Below are 17,827 nucleotides of genomic sequence, written 5' to 3'. Positions count from 1 at the left end.
TCGGGTGTAAATCTCATATACATCAGAGATTTTCTAGGGCATGCTGATGTAAAAAACAACACAGATTTATGCACGTGCTGATGTTACGCTTAAAAGGAAAGCTATTGAATCTGCAAGTTTAATTGATGTTAGCAAAAATATGAAATCATGGACAGAGGATGAAGATCTAATGACATGGCTTAATAGTTTAGGAAAACAAACTAATTAAAGTTTTTAAATGAATGGAATATGCTAAATCTGTAAAAAGCATATTCCATTTACATTTAAACATTTTTTATGTTAAGAAAGGATGATTAAAATATGATTAAAACAAACACTTTATCAAACAACTTTACATTTAATTCTACTCCGCATAATTTAGTGATATGTGAAAAGCCGAGTGTTGCAATGAGTATCGCCAAGGTCATCGGTGCAACCGGTAGACAAAACGGATATTATGAGGGAGGTGGATATATTGTAAGCTGGTGTGTGGGACATTTGATACAGATGGCAAGTCCTTTGGCTTATGATGAAAAGTATGTCAAGTGGAGATTGGAGGATTTACCAATTATTCCTAAACAGTATAAATACGAAGTGGTAAGGGCAACCAGGGGTCAGTTTAACACTCTTAAAAAGCTGATGAACTCTAAAGAGATTGAAACGGTTATTAATGCCTGTGATGCGGGGCGTGAGGGAGAGTTAATCTTTAGGCTTGTGTATGAGCAGGCAGGTTGTAAAAAGAATATCAAAAGACTTTGGATCTCATCAATGGAAGATATAGCAATTAAAGAAGGCTTTAAGGAGCTAAAAGATGGAAAAGAGTATGAAGATCTATACCGATCAGCCCTTGCCAGAAGTAAGGCGGATTGGCTTGTCGGAATGAACATGAGTAGGCTTTATTCTCTTATTTACAATCAAAATTATTCTGTCGGAAGAGTACAGACACCGACACTTTTTATGATTGTAGAAAGAGATGATGAAATAACGGCTTTTAAGAAAGAAAAATATTATACAGGCGAGCTTTATTGTACCGGCTTTACTCTTTCAACAGACAGGATCGACAGCCTTGAAATTGTAGAAGATTTAGTAAATGTGGTAGGAAATACAATCACAGTAAGAAATGTGGAGAAAAAGGAAAAGCTTACAAAGCCTGACTTGCCGTTTGATTTAACAACACTTCAAAGAGAATGTAACAAGTACTTCGGATACAGTGCAAAACAGACACTTGACTATGCACAAAGCCTTTATGAAAAGAAAATGATTACATATCCGAGGACGGACAGCCGATATCTTTCGAAAGATATGGTTATAAATACGGTAAATAACATACTTGGCAAAAATGACTTTGATACGGAGAGAATTAAAGTTATCTTCAACTCAGCTAAGGTAACAGACCACCATGCAATTATACCTACAGTAAGTTCTTTAAATGAAGATATGTCCACAATTCCTGAAAGTGAAAGAAAAATATATAACCTTATCTTAAATAAACTCCATGCAAGTGCAGGCTATCCCCTGATTGAAAACATAACGAAGATTGTTGCGGTATATGAAAGTCAGGGGGATGTATTTGAATTTAAGGCAAGCGGTAGGGTCATTACAGGTGAAGGTTTTACAAAATATTTTAAAGAGTACGGTTCAAAGAAAAATGAAGATGTTGTATTACCTGATTTAAATGTGGGAGATGTACTTGAAATTAAGGATAAAGAGATAAAAGAAAAATATACGACACCACCCAAGCATTTTACAGAGGATACTTTACTTAAAGCCATGGAAACGGCAGGTAATGATGCCCTGGAAAAAGGGGCTGAGGTTGAGCGAAGGGGACTTGGAACACCGGCAACAAGAGCAGGTATTATAGAAAATCTGATTTCCAAGGATTTTATAGAAAGAGATAAGAAAAATCTTATTGCAACGAAAAAAGGAAAAGCTCTTATAGAGATCGTGGAGGATAACTTTAAATCGTCTAAAACAACAGCTAAGTGGGAAATTAAACTATCTGACATAGCACTGGGCAAATCGTCAAATGAAGCGTTTTTATCGGGTATTGAAAGCGAGATAAAAGAAACCGTTGCCAAGTATCAGGGAAGATAATCTATGTTTGATACATTAATGAAATTTGATAAAAACAGAGAGGTCTTGGATTTTTATGCCACAGATAAAAGAGCAACAAAGGAGCTTTTAATAAGAGAAAATTTCAGAGAAACAATATATGAGCCTGCCTGCGGTCAGGGGCATATCGTAAAAGTACTGGAAGAGCATGGATATAAGGTAAAAGCGGAGGATATTTGTTACAGAGGGTATGGAAGCAAAAGAGAGGTGGATTTTTTTACGGTTAAGGAGAATACCTTAGACATAGTAACCAATCCGCCTTATTTTTGTGCAGATAAATTTCTGAAACACGCCCTTGAAATATCTGTCCCCAAAGTAAAAATTGCAATGCTTTTTCGCTTGGCATTTTTAGAGGGACAAAAAAGATATGAATTATTTAAAAAATATCCTATAAAAAAGGTATATGTATTTTCCAAAAGGCTTAATTGTGCTAAAAATGCCGAGTTTGAAAAGTATAAAAGCAATGCCATTGCATTTGCATGGTTTGTATGGGAAGTAGGATACATAGGAAATACGCAATTAGAATGGATTTTATAAAAGGCAGTAAAAAATAAGGAACAGAATTTAAGGAGGACGAAATGAACGATAATAAAAACATTCAAAGACAGGAAGAACAGACAAAGGAAGTTATAAATGAGATTAAAAAAGAATATACAAAAACAGCAGACTTTTTAGAAGAAAATACCAATACACAGCTTAAAATTGCCGGGGAGCTTAAAGAAGAACTAAAGAACAAAGACTTTGATGTAAATATTGAAGAGTTAAAGGCTTTAAAAGCTGAAATTACAGGTCTTAAGGCGGAGATTAAAAGGCTTAATGAAATGGATAACATAAGCCTTAGCTCACTTATAGTTAAGGATATTAAGACGGTAGGAAACTCCCTTATTAAGCTTCAGGAAAAAGCGGTAGGAAGTATTAAACATCTTTACGACAACATGAAACATCAGCTTACCTACAGCCTTACCAAAGCACAGGAAAAGTTTGTGCAAGTAAAAATTGGAATTGTAAAGGGACTGGTAAGCTCAATGCAAAATTTCATTAAGGATCAGCAAAGGAAGCTTAATAACTGCCTTGAAAAACTGGATACCTTAGCTAATGAGATTAAAAAGGATGAGGAAAAATTAAATAAGGGAACTAAAGAGGAGGTTAAGCAGCCGGATAATGAAAATAAAGACATTAAATCAAGTGAAAAAACAGTTGTGAGAAATGGAGTTGAAAGGCAAGGTACAAACATTCAAAAAAGCAATGAGAAAAAGCCCAAAAGTATGGAAAGAAAACCTTCAGTATTAAAAACACTTAAAGAAAATCAGCAAAAGATTAGACTTGAAGAAAATGGGAAAGGAGAAAAAATAGTAAAAAAGGATAAGGGAATGGAAATATAATGAAAGAAGCCGACCTTATCAAATATAAAAATATTCCTGATGAATTAAAGCGAGAGAAAAGATGGTGTCTTTATAAAATCATTGTAAGAGACGGAAAAAACACAAAAATGCCGATTATGCCAAACGGAAAACCTGCCAAGTCAAATGATAGAAAAACTTGGCATAGTTACAAGGATTGCATGGATGCTTTATGTAAAAATCAGAGCTTAGGTTTGGGATTTTTCCTAGGAGACGGGTATATAGGAATTGATATAGATAAGGTAAGTGATGAGATAATGGAATACAGTATGGACTTTAATGCTGCTTCCATGACAGCTAACTTTTTAAGAGGGATTTCCACCTATGCGGAAATCTCTCCTTCAAAAACAGGATTACATTTTATAGGAAAGGGTAAGGTACCGGGAGAAAGAAAAAGATATAAAAACCTTGAAATTTATGACAGGGACAGATTTTTAACAATAACCGGGAATATATTAAAGGATAAAGACAGAAGGAAAATAGTAAATATCAATCAGGAGCTGTTGCCGCTTTATAAAAAATATATGCCAAGTATAGACTCCGTAGAAGGCAAAGCGGGTAGGATTAATCTAAATCCAAGCAGTTTGGCTGATAAAAGCCGGTTTACACAAAATGATATTCTTAACATACTTTTTAATAGGGGATACTTTAACTATAGCGGAGAAGATCTAAGACAAATATATAACGGGAATTATCAAAACTATTTTAACAGCCAGTCTGAGGCTGATTTTTTTATGCTTGGGAGGCTGCTTTATTACACCGCAGATGTTGAAGAGTCAATCAGCCTTATGGAAAGAAGCGGGCTTAAAAGAAACAAGTGGTATAAAAAGCGAGGCAGTACAGACTATATACACTATATTGCAGACAGGGCAATGAACGGCATAAATAAGTTTTGTGATTGGAATAAAGAAAAGGCTGATATTACAAATAATGTAAAACAAGAAGAGAACAAGAATAAGAAGGAGGGAAAGATGCCAAGATATTCAACTGAAAAAATCAGTGATATTTTATCTCACTCGTTAGAGGAAATCAGAAGGGATGTAGATGCCTACAAAGATTTTCTAAAGACAATGGGAAACAACTATAAATACTCATATATGCACCAGTTAAGTATTTACAGTATCTACAAGAGAGCAACTGCTTGTGCGGAGTATGATTTTTGGAAAAAGCTTGGAAGAAGTGTAAAAAGAGGAGAAAAGGGAATACCGATTCTTGATTTAAGCATGAGACTACCAAAGGTAAAGTATGTATTTGATGTCAGTCAAACAGTCAGTATAGGAAATAAGATCAATGAAGTAAAACTGTGGAAATATGATCCTGAGAAGCATACTTTGGCTATAGATTTACTCATTGACAGCTTTAAAGAAAGAAACAGCAGGCTGCTTTTTTCGCAGGAAGAAAAGATAAACGCTCTTATAGATTTATATGTTAGGAAAAGGATATATACCATCTTTGATATGTTGACGGATGATACACTTAAAAGTTATACCAAAGTAGAACTGATGCAATTTATCACAGAATCCATAAAGATTTCACTGGCACAAAGAATGGATATAGGTATTCCTGTTGATGAGGGCAAACTTAAAACAGTATCAGATATTAAGCATGGACAGGATATTGACAGCCTTCTTGGAGAAATATCTTTAATTTCTAAAGAAATGCTTATAGCTATCGGAAGAGAAATAGGGAGAATAAGTGAGAGAGAAAAACTTAAAGAAGTAGAGATAAATGAGCGGACAAAGACCGACAAGGAGCGTTATAATGTAAATGAAAGCAGTGAAAATACCGGAACAATAAATGATGAAATAGAAGAAAATAAAGGAGGCTTGGCTGATGAAAGAAACAGTAATACTGGCGGACAGGGAATATCTTTTGGAGGAAGAAACCTACATCCCGATAGTCAAAGAGAATCTGTTCGAGAAACAGGGGGGAACCTACAGTTTGGAGAAGATGGAAGACGGAGAGGAGGTTCTGATACCGAATATCAAGATGCCAAAGATAATAGATCAGAGCAGGCTGAACAGATTTGGCAGGGAGAGGCTCAAATTCCTGAAAGAAAACAGGGAGAATCAGTATCAGAGCATGTATTACAGAGGGACATTGATGGAGCATCTTCTAAATATAGAGGAACAGGCACAGGAATTTTTGGAGAAGGAGGAGCCGAAAATGATGGAGGCTTGGGGGCTGACAAACGAACTGAAGTCGGAGGATTTTCTGAAATACACGGGACTGAAGAAAAATCTCGATATGACACTGACAAGGATGGTACTGGAACAGATAGTCTGGGCATAGATAGAAAAATACAATCAAACAGCAGAGACAGTGAAAGGGAAGTCGATAAGACTTCTTTTTCTTTTGCCCAGAATGAAGGCGGGCAGGTAAGATTTAACTTACCCTTACAGCAAAAAGAAATAGACACGGTTTTAATTTATGGAGGAAATGAAGAAAACCTAAGATTAAGGGTTTTGGCTGAGTATTCCAAGGGAAAAAGTATAGAAGAATTAGCTGATTTCCTTCAAAGCAACTTTAGAGGTGGAAACGGTTATGAAGTGGACGGAAGAAAGGTTTGTGCATGGTATGATAAAGAAGGAGTTTACTTATCCAATGATATTTCATCAAAAACAAATCCTATGCAGATTTTATCATGGTCTGATGCGTCAAAACGTATAGGAGAACTTATTGAAAGCAGTGAATATGCAACCAATGTTGAGATGGCGGAAGCTTTTTCTTATGAAAGAAAAGAACTTGTAGAAAAATTGTGGTACTTAAAAAGAGATTTTCCAGATGATGTAAAAGAAAACTACCTACAGGTTCTTGATCAAACAGAAAAACAAGGATTTCCTGATGAAACCGAAGAACTTACAGAAAAGCTTAGAAGTCCTGAATTTAGGAATAAACTTAGAGAAGAATACAGCATATTTTTACAGGACTATATGGAAAATAAGGGGATATTAAGATTTCATTTTTATAAGCCGGATGAGATTTTACAAAGGTTAAATGATTTGGAGATACCAAGGAAGGAGCTTAGTTCCGGTCTTATGGAATTACCGAAGATAAAAGAATATATCACAGAAGATGAGATAGATGAAAATTTGAGGAAAGGAAGCGGTATTTCAGGAGGAGGAAAACGGATTGCCGACTTTTTTAGAGAAAATCATACACTTTCCCAACAGGCTGAGTTTTTAAAAAATGAGTACGGCACAGGTGGAAGAACTCATGCTTTATCAGGAAATATGGAAAGCAGTGAATGGCATGATGCTAAGGGAATAGGTCTTAAAAAGGGAAACTCTCCGAAGCTTATACTTAGCTGGAGTCAGGTTGCAGTAAGGGTTAAAAACTTAATAAAGAATGGTAGATACGAAAGTAAGGATGTTGTGTCCGATATACAAAAACAATCAAAATTACAAGAAGAAAATATAGAAACAGGATATTCAAATACGGAAAAAGAGGATATAACGGATAAAGAAAATGCTACCGCCATTGATCCGGATATACAAAGGGAAGAAGAAATACTTTTAATTCAGGATGAAAGAGAAATATCTTATGAAGAAGCTGAAAAAATCTATGAGTTGCAAATAGAAAGAGAAAAGAGCTTCAGCCCGAAAAATATCTTAAATCAAAATATATTGTATACAGATGAAAATCAAAAGGATTACTGGGTGGTGGAATTTCATGAAAAATCAAGTCTAACGGAAAAAGACTATACAGGTATGATTGTTACAAAGGAGCTTCTTAATGAAATAAAAGAGTTGGATGAAAAAGTAAGTATACATAATGAAACTGTAGGCAAAGATAAGTATGGGCAAATGACAGATGAGTGGTTAGGGTATTCAAAGTTTTATTTTGACCATATCGTAGACAGTGAAGTAAAAGAACATTACAGAGTGGATATAGGGGACGGTAATGAAGCAAACAAAAGAGAGTTTGCCTATCTTTATAGAAACACGGCACCAAGTCAGGAGATAATAAATGAGTTATATCAAAATACTGCCCATAGTAATAAAGAAAGTGAAATACAAGTTGATTTAGCTGAAGAAGAAAGTGAAAAGGCATTAGAGCTTAGGGCTAAGAATGATATTATATCTGCTCTGACTTTTAAAGAAGAAAAAGAAGCCGGAGGGTATCAGTATAACTCTCAAAATGAAGAATTTATTTTGCTTAAAAAGACTGTAGATGAAGGAAACTTAAAAGCACCGGAGCATATAACGAACAGCATAGACGGGAAAACCGGGTATGAAGCTGAACTTATTTTAGATATGAAAAACAGACAGCTAAAGCAAAACCTGAGATACAATGGATATATGCTTAATTCTAATCGTGCAATCGAGTATGAAAGTTATCATGAAATGCTTCAAAACCTCTCTTACTTGCTTGATGATAACCATAGAAATGTACTTCTTACAGGTTATATTAATGAAGCGATACAGAAAGCAAGAGTACAAGAAAATAGAATAAAGCCGATTTTTAAAGAAGGTATGCAGGTAAGATATCAAGGAAAGGAGTACCTGATTTCAGAAATAAGTGATTATGGAAACTATAAAACAATAAAATTGGATGATAATGAAGAGTATCTTAGCGGCTTTGTTACAGGAAGTGAGATCCTGACATTTAGAAATGAAAATGAACTTGACTTTGAGATACTTTCCACAGAAGAAAAATCACCGGAGAAAAGTGTAGATAAAGAAGCTTTACCTGTATTAAATAAAGAATCTTTAAGTGAAACATTAAAACAAGAAGATGTATATACAGGTAGAGAACATACAAAAAACATTATACCTGCAAATTACAGGATAACAAGAGAAGATGAAGTCCTACCACCGTCAGAGCGATTAAAAAACAACATTGAAGCAATAAAGGTACTAAAGAGACTTAATAAAGAAAACAGAAATGCAAGTAAAGAAGAGCAGGATATTTTAAGCCGCTATGTAGGTTGGGGTGGACTTTCAGATGTATTTGATGAAGAGCGAGGCGGACAGTGGCAGGATGCAAGGATGTTCTTAAAAGAAAACTTATCACCGTCAGAGTATGAAGCTGCCAAAGAGAGTACGCTTACCGCCTTTTATACACCAAAGGTAGTAATAGATGCTATTTATCATACTTTATCCGATATGGGATTTGAGAGCGGAAATATCTTAGAGCCAAGTATGGGAACGGGAAGATTTATAGGAAACCTACCGGAGTCAATGCAAAAGTCAAAGTTTTACGGTATAGAGCTTGACAGTATCAGCGGACAGATTGCTAAAAAGTTATATCCTAATGCAAATATTCAGATAAAAGGCTTTGAAGAAACCGCTTTTTCAAATAATCTTTTTGATATAGCTGTAGGAAATGTACCTTTTGGAGATTATAGGGTATCCGATCGTGAGTATGAAAAAAACAACTTTCTTATTCACGATTATTTTTTTGCCAAAACACTGGATAAGGTGCGTAGCAAAGGAATAATTGCTTTTATAACTTCATCAGGCACAATGAATAAAAGAAATGAGGATATAAGAAGATATATAAGTGAGCGTGCAGAGTTTCTGGGAGCTATAAGACTGCCGAATAATACATTTAAAGGTGAAGCCGGTACAGAGGTAACAAGTGATATTATTTTCTTAAAGAAAAGAGAAAGGCTGTTAAAGATAGATGAGGACTGGGTTAAGCTTGATAAGGACAGGCAGGGACTAAGCTATAATAAATACTTTGTAGATAATCCTGAAATGGTACTTGGCAGTATGCAGGAAGTACCGGGCAGGTTCGGTACCGCTCTTGCCTGCATTGCAAATGAAAGTAAACCGATAAAAGAACAGCTTGAGGATGCAATTAAAAATATCAAAGGTACTTATGAAAAGGCGAAGTTAAATGAAGAACTTGAAACAGAAACTCTGCCGGCTGATGACAATGTTAAAAACTATTCCTATGCAGTGATTGAAGATAAGGTGTACTTTAGAGAAAACTCCATTATGCAAAGAGTACTTTTAAATAAAGCTGACGAGGAGAAAATATGGGCATATCTTGAAATAGAAAAAGCGTTAAGAGGAGTAATTACCTATCAAAAGGAAGATTATCCGGAAGAGGAAATAAAAGCCTTACAGGGTAGATTAAATAAGCTTTATGATGAATTTTCAGGTAAGTATGGACTGATTAATTCAAGGGCAAATAAAAGACTACTCCAGGAGGATGCCAACTACTCTTTAGTATCCACCTTGGAAAACCTTAATAAAGAGGGTAACTTTATCGGTAAGTCCGATATTTTTACAAAAAGAACCATTAAAAAAGCTATGGTAATTGAACATACGGATAGCTTAACAGAGGCATTAATCCTTTCTATATCTCAAAAAGGGAATGTAAACTTTGAGTATATGGAGGAGCTTACAGGAAAGATAAGAAAAGAGCTGATAGAAGGGCTAAAAGGAGAGATATTCTTAAATCTTGACAGTTTTGAACCAAGTGATATTACGCCTTTTTCATCAGCTTTGGATTTAGTGGATTTTTCAAGAGAATATGTCAGTGCAGATGAATACTTATCAGGTAATATCAGAGAGAAAATAGAAGTAGTAGACGCATATATAAAAAATATAGATTATGAAGTTAAAAGGAATGAGGAGGAGTTAGATAAGCCTCAGGTATTACAATCGGGATTTGAAAAAGAAGTAAACAATCCGGATAATACACCTAATAAATCGGAAATAACAGAGAAAATTTCGGTATTAAAACAGGAATTATCCGCTCTTAATTATCAGAAAAAAAGACTGGAAGAAGTAATGCCGAAAACTCTTGAAGCAAGTGATATAACTGTCAAGATGGGTTCTACATGGATACCTGAAAAAGACTATAAGAGCTTTATGTTTAATCTGTTAAAGACCTCCGCATCAAACAGATGGAATATAGATATTAAATATACTGATTTTACGGGAGAGTATAGGGTAGAGGGAAAAAGCACAGATAAAAATAACGACCTGGCTAATTTCACCTATGGAACAAGCAGAGTGAGTGCATATAAGCTTATAGAGGATAGTCTAAATCTTAGAGATACTAAAGTATATGACCGGATCATTGATTCGGACGGAAATAAAACATCTGTTTTAAATCAGAAAGAAACCATGCTTGCAAGGAGTAAACAGGAAATTATAAAAGAAGAATTTAAAAATTGGATCTTTGAGGATGTGGACAGAAGAAACCGACTGGTGAAAAAATATAATGAAAGATTTAATTCCATTCGATTAAGGGAGTATGACGGAAGCTATTTGCCTTTTGACGGGATAAATCCTGAAATTAAGCTTAGACCACATCAAAAAGATGCAATAGCAAGGGGGCTTTTTGGAGGAAATACATTACTTGCACATGAAGTAGGGGCGGGCAAGACCTTTGAGATGATAGGAATTGCGATGGAGTCTAAAAGGCTTGGGATGAGTTCAAAAGCCATGTTTGTAGTTCCAAATCATATCGTGGAACAGTTCGGGCGTGAGTTTAACGAGCTTTATCCGGCAGCCAATATACTTTGTGCTACGGAAAAGGACTTTACACCGGACAAGCGGAAAAGATTTTGCAGTAGGATTGCCACAGGAGATTATGATGCGGTGATTATCGGACATAGTCAATTTGAGAAAATCCCGATTTCAAAGGAAAGACAGGAGTATGAACTTAAAAGTCAGATCGATGAGATTGTGGAATTTATTGGAGAGTATAAAAGGGACAGGGATCAAAGATTTAGTGTAAAGCAGCTTGAAAAAACAAAGAAAAGTCTGGAGGCAAAATTAAAGAAACTTAATGATGATTATAAAAAAGATGATGTGGTAACCTTTGAGGAACTGGGAATTGATAAGCTTTTTGTGGATGAAGCCCATGCATATAAAAATCTGTACCTGTTTTCAAAAATGAGAAATGTTTCAGGAATCAGTGCAACGGATTCACAAAAGTCATCCGATATGCTTATGAAGTGCAGATATATGGATGAGATAACAGGTGGCAAGGGAGTTGTTTTTGCAACAGGGACGCCTGTCAGTAACAGTATGGCTGAGCTATACACCATGCAAAGGTATCTTCAGTATGACGAACTTAAAAAAATGCACCTTCAGCACTTTGACTCTTGGGCATCCATATTTGGAGAAACAATTACGGCAATAGAGCTTAATCCGGAAGGAAACGGATATAGAAGTAAGACAAGATTTTCAAAGTTTTACAATCTCCCGGAACTTATGAATATGGTTAAACAGTTTATGGATATAAAAACGGCGGATGTATTAAATCTTCCCGTTCCAAATGCACATTTTGAAACCATAAAGACAAAGCCTACCGAGGAGCAAAAGGAAATATTGGAGTCTTTTTCTGAAAGAGCGGATAAGGTTCGAGCAAAACAGGTGGATTCCTCTGTCGATAATATGCTTCTTATAACCAATGACGGAAAGAAAATGGCACTTGATCAAAGGCTTATAAACCCTCTGCTTCCCGATGATGAGAACAGCAAGGTAAATACTTGTGTAAAAAATATCTTCAGCATATGGGATAAATATGCAGATAAAAGGTCGGCTCAACTTGTCTTTTGTGATATGTCCACACCCTCAAGCGAGTTCAATATTTATGATGATATCAAGAACAAACTTATTACGATGGGAATTCCAAAAGAAGAAATTGAATTTATCCATAATGCAAACAACAACAGGGAAAAGGATGCTATCTTTGATAAGGTAAGGAAAGGAGAAATTCGTGTGCTTTTAGGCTCTACGCAAAAAATGGGAGCAGGAACCAATGCACAAGATAAACTCATTGCCATTCATGATCTTGATGTCCCATGGAGACCTGCAGATCTTTCACAAAGAGCCGGAAGAATCGTAAGACAGGGAAATGAAAATGAAGATGTTTATATCTTCAGATATGTAACTGAAAATACCTTTGATGCTTATCTTTTCCAAACACTTGAAAATAAACAAAAGTATATTTCACAGATAATGACAAGTAAAACACCGGTAAGAGTTGCAGAAGATGTGGATGAGGCTACATTAAATTATGCTGAAATAAAGGCACTTGCGACAGGTAATCCTTTAATTCGTGAGAAGATGGATCTTGATGTGGAGGTATCTAAGTTAAAAATGCTTGAGTCAAACTTCAAATCAAACCTGTATAAACTTGAGGATAAGGTAGTAAAGGTTTATCCTAAAGAAATAGAGAACTTAAAAAGTAGAATTGAGAATTTACGAAAAGATATAAAAGCGGTAGAGCCATATAGAGAAGAAAATACAGATAAGGCAGTATATATTCAGTCAAGTTTGGAGAATGTAGGAGAAAATTCAAAAGAAACAGAGAAAAAGTCGGATAAAGAAGCAGTATCAAAATTCACCTCTCTTATTCTTGACGGCAAAGAATATACGGATAAAAGACAAGCCGGAGAATTTTTGATAAGCAAGATAAAGAGCATAAAAAAGACGGATGATTTTAAGTCGGAAGAAGTAAAAATCGGAGAGTACAGAAACTTTGATTTATTTGCATACTATGACAGCTTTTCCAATCAGTATAAATTTAATCTAAAAGGCGAAGAGAATCATTATGGTGAATTTGGAATGGACGGTATCGGAAATATAACGAGAATGGATAATGTCCTTGATAAAATGCCTGAGAGACTGGAGCAAACTATAGGTAAGCTTAGTGATACCGAAAGTCAACTCGAAACCGCAAAACTTGAAATCGGGAAGAAATTTCCGCAGGATGAACTTCTAAAAGAAAAGACACTAAGACTTGCAGAGGTAAATAATCTACTTGACATGGGGCAAAAAGAAGCAGTAACAGAGGAAAAAAATCCATTACTTGAAGAAGTAAAAGAAGAATTGATTCATTTCTTAAATAAAGAGTATGAGGAAAACCATAGTATAGAGGATTTTGATACTTTGTTTCCTGATTTAAGCGATATAAGGCTTGCTTATACAACTACGCCGGATGAAGAGCATGAAATACAGACAAGCCTTGATTTAATCAATTATAAATTAAACACTTATGTTGATAATACTTTAGTTAACAGCTTTCAGTACACCTATGATCCTCTTGATGCAAGCGATAGAAGAGAGCTTGTGCAGATAAAAGAAAACATAGGTTTTTGGGATTTTAATGAGCTTATCTATGTGGATGAAGAAAAGTTAAAAGAGGTACTGGGGCTTGAAATTGATGATGAGGGAAATTTCTATGATCCGTTAGAAAAAGATACGGACTTGGACGGTGTAGCGGACAGGTACGATGCCGACTTTAGAGACAGTAAGGTACAAAGTATCGGAGATCTGGATAGAAGAGAAAGAAACTCTGTAGTAGAGAAGTTAAACGGGTATAAGGAGCAAGTAAGTCAAACAGGTGCAAGGGAAAATCAGTTGGAATACTTTGAGGAGGCAAGGTAGGATCCGGATAAAAAATATAATATATAAATATGGGAAGAGAGTATCTTTTATAGGTACTCTTTTCTAAAATTTAATAGAAAAATAAAGTGTAAAGACAGAAATGGAGGAATTTATGAACTTAAAAAAAGGAGATATTATTAAAACAGCACTGGGAGAACATACAACGGTGCTTGATGTAAAGAAAAATCAGGCAGTATTATTTACAGGTGAACAATTTGTTATAGCATCAGGAATTAAAGAGAATAAAGAAACCGGTAAAATTGAGTGGGTAAACGGAAGATATACAAATGATTTAAAAAGTATTTCAAATATGCAAAACAACAGCTTTGAAAGTATGAAAGAAACTTTATCATTCCTGGCGGAATACAATCATAGTGATTTTATCAAGGGAATAATATCACTGGAAACAGATATAAATAATGAAGACATACTGGATAATGCTTATGACAACTATATGAATGACTCTTATATGGGGTTGATTGATGAAAGGTTTATGGACTTTATTGATGAAGACCTAAAAACAGCGAAAGATATAAAGCAGGAAGAAATAGAAAAAGATGCAGACATTCAGGAAAAAAGCAAAGAAGAAATAAGTGAAAATGAGCAATACCAAACACAGGAAAATACAGTAAAAGAAAATACAAGTATGAAAGATAATAATGATCAAGAAAAGCAATATGTCAAAGGTAATCTTACCGCTGATGTTGAAATAAAGGATCTAAGGTCAAATGATGGACAGGATTTCAGAGTGGCAAGTTTTTCTATTGCTCAAAATGACGGAATGGGGAATGTAAAGTTTATGAATTGTTTTGCCTATAATGAGCAGGTTCAAGCAGTAAAGGACTTTAAAAAAGGGGATTTTGTTTCACTGTCAGGAAAAGAAAAGCTTAGTACCGGAAAGAATGGAAAGCAATATACAAACTTTAAGGTATATGCCGCCAAGCTGTTAAAAGCCAGAGGACAATCTCAAGATACAAAAGAGAAGGCTTCAACACTTAAAAAACTGAACGATTATAAGGAGAAAACGGATGGCAGATCAAAAGAACAAGGGAATATGAAAAGTGAAAAAGGGGTAGAACGATAAAAGTGTGGGGATTAGCAGCCTGATAAGCTGCTTTCCCCTGTCTTTTTTTGATTCTATTTTAAACTTAAAATAAGGGTTTGCTAAAAAAGGAGAGGGGCGTTATAGTATAAGAAAAATAGGATCATTTAGTAGAAAGGATGAAATGATATGATTGTTATTTTTATAGCCTTAATTATACTATATTTGGGAGTTATCCTGTTTGTAGGAACAACATTTGTAAAAATAAGCTTATTTGCAATGGATAAGCTTGCGGTATTTATAGCAAGTTGGTACTATACTCACCATTATTTTTCCATCAAGTTTTCATCCGGGTATGCAGTATATTTTTGGGATATATTAGTGGCAATAGTGGCTGTAGTGCTATATTCTGTCTTATTTAAGCTCATTCATGATAAATTTGGATTGATTGGAAAGATTCTTAATTTAGCCATTTCATTCTTCAGCTCAATGACGGTATATTGTATTTTAGTACATGGATTTATTACAAATGAAAAATCTTATTTTCTACCACTTTTAAACAGTGATTTAGCCAATCAGGTGGTAAACTATATCATAATAGGTATAATATCTTTAGTTGTATGGAAAAGAAGAGAAGATTACCTTATAGAAATGGACAAGGTATAAGAAAATCGCATTATTAAAAAGCAGAGCTTGCAGAAAAATTTAGCACCGAGGGTAATCATACTGTTTTGACTTAGCCCATTTGAGCCTATAAGAAAATGTCTGCCCCTATGTCTATATATTTTTGTTACTTATAAAGAAGGAGAATGCTTTCTACCAAAAATCAGGTAGGAGAGACCTCCTTCTTTTATTTTTCCAGATGATTGTTAAGGTATATATCCGTATTTTTCTTTGCTTGTTGAAGATCGTGGAGCATGAAGTTTTGATAGGAGTATTCTTCCATAAGGCTAATTTTTTTCTGTTCCAAAACAGTGTATTTATCTGACAGTTTAGGAATACTTAATGTACGGTATCCTGATTTTTCAAGTTCTTTTAAGGCGATTTCATAGGCAATAATCTGTGGCTTGTATTCTTCATAAAATGCGTTATTTTCTTTATCTTCAATATACATGTCATGGATCAGCTGATTTTTAGAAAGGGTATTTTTATTCTCTATCACAGAATATATGGATTTCATTTCCTGTTCAGCTTGCTTTATCTGATCTAATAATTGTTGTCTGTCTGAGGCTGCCTTCTTTAATTTTAATTCCAGTTCTTCATAGGTGTTTATGCCATATCTTCTCATTTCGTTTAAGGATGAAGCCATTGTTTTCATGTTGTGCTTGCCTGCCCACACTTCATAACCTTTTGAGGATTTTACCTTTTCATTGTTCTTTATATTTACAATAGTATCCGGCTTTTTATAAGAGAGTTTGTCATAAAGCTGTTCTTTATTATAAATCTGCTGTTTGGTTGGATCTTCAATTCTTTCTTTAATTCGCTCTTTGGTATAATCTTCGCCAAGCACATTTGCCTTTGTCCTTGTAAATCTGCCGCTGTCTTTTTTGTCTTTATGGCGGAATGAAAGATACTTTCCAATCTTAATTTCATATCCTAAATCTTCCATTGCTTTTAAAAACTCTTCGTAAGTACCGGACTTTAGAATTGCTTTGTCAATAGCAAGGTGAAGCCTGTTTTTCCAAGAACCGCCTTTCTTAAATTCCATATATTCAATATAGCTTTTACCGTTTGTGGAATATCTGTTCTTGAATTTTTTATAGTTTTCATCAATGACAGATAAACCGTTTTCTTTACAAATCTCATCACTGACAGTTCTGATTTGATGATAACTTCTTTTGTTGCTTTGATACGCCTTACCAGTTACAAAACTTACATTATTAAATATAACATGATTATGAAGATGCCCCTTATCTATATGGGTAGTGAGTACATACTCATACTTTCCTTGAAAGACTTTTTCGCATAGTTCCAGTCCTATTTTGTGTGCCTGCTCTGGTGTGGTTTCTCCGGGAGCGAAAGATTGAATTAAATGCCTTGCCAATATTTTTGCCTTGGAATTACATTCTCTTTTCGTCTGCTCAAACTCAAGATGAGCAAGCTTAGGATTGCAGTTAAAAGAGGAAATAAGGATTTTTTCATCGGTCTTATCAGCATTCATGATGTAGTTTAGGGCTAAGTGCAAAGTTTTTTCTATTGGATGAATCTTTGTAACAGCCATCAGATCTCCTCTGTATTTATTGTTTCTAAATTTCCAAGGTCATATAGTTTTTTTCGCAAAGAGTAAATATCTTTCCCCTGCTTTTTTAGTAGCTCTTGTATATCAAGGATGTCATCTTTATAGATAGCTGAGGTGGAATTTACTCGCTTTGCAATCTGATTGATACTGCCGGTTATTCTACCGATACTTGCGGAAAGTTCCCTAAAAACTTTCATATCCAGTACAAAAATATCCTTGCCTAAGATGCATCTCTGGAACTGTCAAGATAAGTAGAGTCTTCAAACTCACTAAATTGTTTATGGTTCCTATGCTGCCAGAAGTTGAACCTCCAGCAACTGCTTATACATAACCGGCGGAAGTCCATCCGGGTTTGATGTATATATCCGTTTTTGATTGTAATATATAAATACATACCTGAAGATCATTGTTTTTACTTCTTCTCTTTTTATGCGATAGGTTGGAATCCTGTAAAGGAGTTCCTTCTTGAGCGTTGCGAAGAAGCTCTCCATCCTAGAGTTATCAAAGCAATGATTGACTCCGCTTAAACTTTGACTAACTCCTGCATTAGCAAGAACCTGTTTAAATGCTTCGCTAGTGTACTGACTTCCTCTGTCAGAATGCACAATAGCACCGTTCAGATTGTATTTTTTGAGTTACAGCTTTTAAAAGTATCAATGCACAATTCTTTCTTCATGTTATCTTTCATTAGAAT

9 protein-coding genes and 1 pseudogene are annotated in these 17,827 nt (G+C 34.9%); 7 read left to right on the top strand and 3 right to left on the bottom strand.

Features of this window, described 5'->3' with window-relative positions:
* Positions 1–300: 300 nt before the first annotated feature.
* The 7 genes and pseudogenes from HMPREF9333_RS11500 to HMPREF9333_RS11475 all read left to right on the top strand — a co-directional run bounded on the left by HMPREF9333_RS11500 (position 301) and on the right by HMPREF9333_RS11475 (position 15,560).
* Positions 301–2,073, top strand: a complete 1,773-nt coding sequence (locus HMPREF9333_RS11500; protein ID WP_005542258.1) for a DNA topoisomerase 3 — start codon at positions 301–303, stop codon at positions 2,071–2,073.
* A 3-nt stretch (positions 2,074–2,076) separates the two neighbouring features.
* Positions 2,077–2,628: a hypothetical protein gene (locus HMPREF9333_RS11495; RefSeq protein ID WP_005542256.1), complete on the top strand. Its 552-nt coding sequence runs from the start codon at positions 2,077–2,079 to the stop codon at positions 2,626–2,628.
* 41 nt (positions 2,629–2,669) lie between these two features.
* The gene (locus HMPREF9333_RS11490) at positions 2,670–3,473 is read left to right on the top strand and encodes a hypothetical protein (protein WP_005542254.1); all 804 of its coding nucleotides are present in this window, start codon (positions 2,670–2,672) and stop codon (positions 3,471–3,473) included.
* A 1,851-nt stretch (positions 3,474–5,324) separates the two neighbouring features.
* Positions 5,325–5,714 (top strand): annotated as a pseudogene (locus tag HMPREF9333_RS13785) (TnpV protein); the annotation flags it as partial.
* On the top strand, positions 5,633–13,852 hold the full coding sequence (locus HMPREF9333_RS11485; protein ID WP_456297507.1) for a helicase-related protein: 8,220 nt from the start codon (positions 5,633–5,635) through the stop codon (positions 13,850–13,852). The pseudogene HMPREF9333_RS13785 and the gene HMPREF9333_RS11485, both read left to right, overlap by 82 nt.
* Before the next feature lie 112 nt (positions 13,853–13,964).
* On the top strand, positions 13,965–14,936 hold the full coding sequence (locus HMPREF9333_RS11480; RefSeq protein ID WP_005542250.1) for a single-stranded DNA-binding protein: 972 nt from the start codon (positions 13,965–13,967) through the stop codon (positions 14,934–14,936).
* A gap of 147 nt (positions 14,937–15,083) precedes the next feature.
* Positions 15,084–15,560 carry a hypothetical protein gene (locus HMPREF9333_RS11475; protein ID WP_005542249.1) on the top strand — a complete coding sequence of 159 codons (477 nt, stop codon included), beginning with the start codon at positions 15,084–15,086 and terminating at the stop codon, positions 15,558–15,560.
* Positions 15,561–15,744: 184 nt separating this feature from the next.
* On the opposite strand, the gene HMPREF9333_RS11470 is transcribed toward HMPREF9333_RS11475, so the two are convergent.
* The 3 genes from HMPREF9333_RS11470 to HMPREF9333_RS11460 all read right to left on the bottom strand — a co-directional run bounded on the left by HMPREF9333_RS11470 (position 15,745) and on the right by HMPREF9333_RS11460 (position 17,738).
* Positions 15,745–17,115, bottom strand: coding sequence for a relaxase/mobilization nuclease domain-containing protein (locus HMPREF9333_RS11470; RefSeq protein ID WP_005542248.1), 1,371 nt, complete (start codon positions 17,113–17,115; stop codon positions 15,745–15,747).
* Positions 17,115–17,330, bottom strand: a complete 216-nt coding sequence (locus HMPREF9333_RS11465) for a hypothetical protein (protein WP_005542246.1) — start codon at positions 17,328–17,330, stop codon at positions 17,115–17,117. The genes HMPREF9333_RS11470 and HMPREF9333_RS11465 overlap by 1 nt, the downstream gene beginning before the upstream one ends.
* Before the next feature lie 90 nt (positions 17,331–17,420).
* Positions 17,421–17,738, bottom strand: a complete 318-nt coding sequence (locus HMPREF9333_RS11460) for an IS3 family transposase (protein ID WP_005542244.1) — start codon at positions 17,736–17,738, stop codon at positions 17,421–17,423.
* Positions 17,739–17,827: the final 89 nt, after the last annotated feature.

This window comes from Johnsonella ignava ATCC 51276, from assembly GCF_000235445.1.
Taxonomy (GTDB): Bacteria; Bacillota; Clostridia; order Lachnospirales; family Lachnospiraceae; genus Johnsonella; species Johnsonella ignava.
The sequence above is the reverse complement of the archived record's forward strand: the minus strand, read 5'-3'. Positions and strand labels throughout refer to the sequence as shown.

Coding starts and splice junctions, on each gene's coding strand:
- HMPREF9333_RS11475 (WP_005542249.1), top strand. CDS start 15,084: ATGATTGTTATTTTTATAGCCTTAATTATACTATATTTGGGAGTTATC.
- HMPREF9333_RS11500 (WP_005542258.1), top strand. CDS start 301: ATGATTAAAACAAACACTTTATCAAACAACTTTACATTTAATTCTACT.
- HMPREF9333_RS11490 (WP_005542254.1), top strand. CDS start 2,670: ATGAACGATAATAAAAACATTCAAAGACAGGAAGAACAGACAAAGGAA.
- HMPREF9333_RS11470 (WP_005542248.1), bottom strand. CDS start 17,115: ATGGCTGTTACAAAGATTCATCCAATAGAAAAAACTTTGCACTTAGCC.
- HMPREF9333_RS11480 (WP_005542250.1), top strand. CDS start 13,965: ATGAACTTAAAAAAAGGAGATATTATTAAAACAGCACTGGGAGAACAT.
- HMPREF9333_RS11495 (WP_005542256.1), top strand. CDS start 2,077: ATGTTTGATACATTAATGAAATTTGATAAAAACAGAGAGGTCTTGGAT.
- HMPREF9333_RS11465 (WP_005542246.1), bottom strand. CDS start 17,330: ATGAAAGTTTTTAGGGAACTTTCCGCAAGTATCGGTAGAATAACCGGC.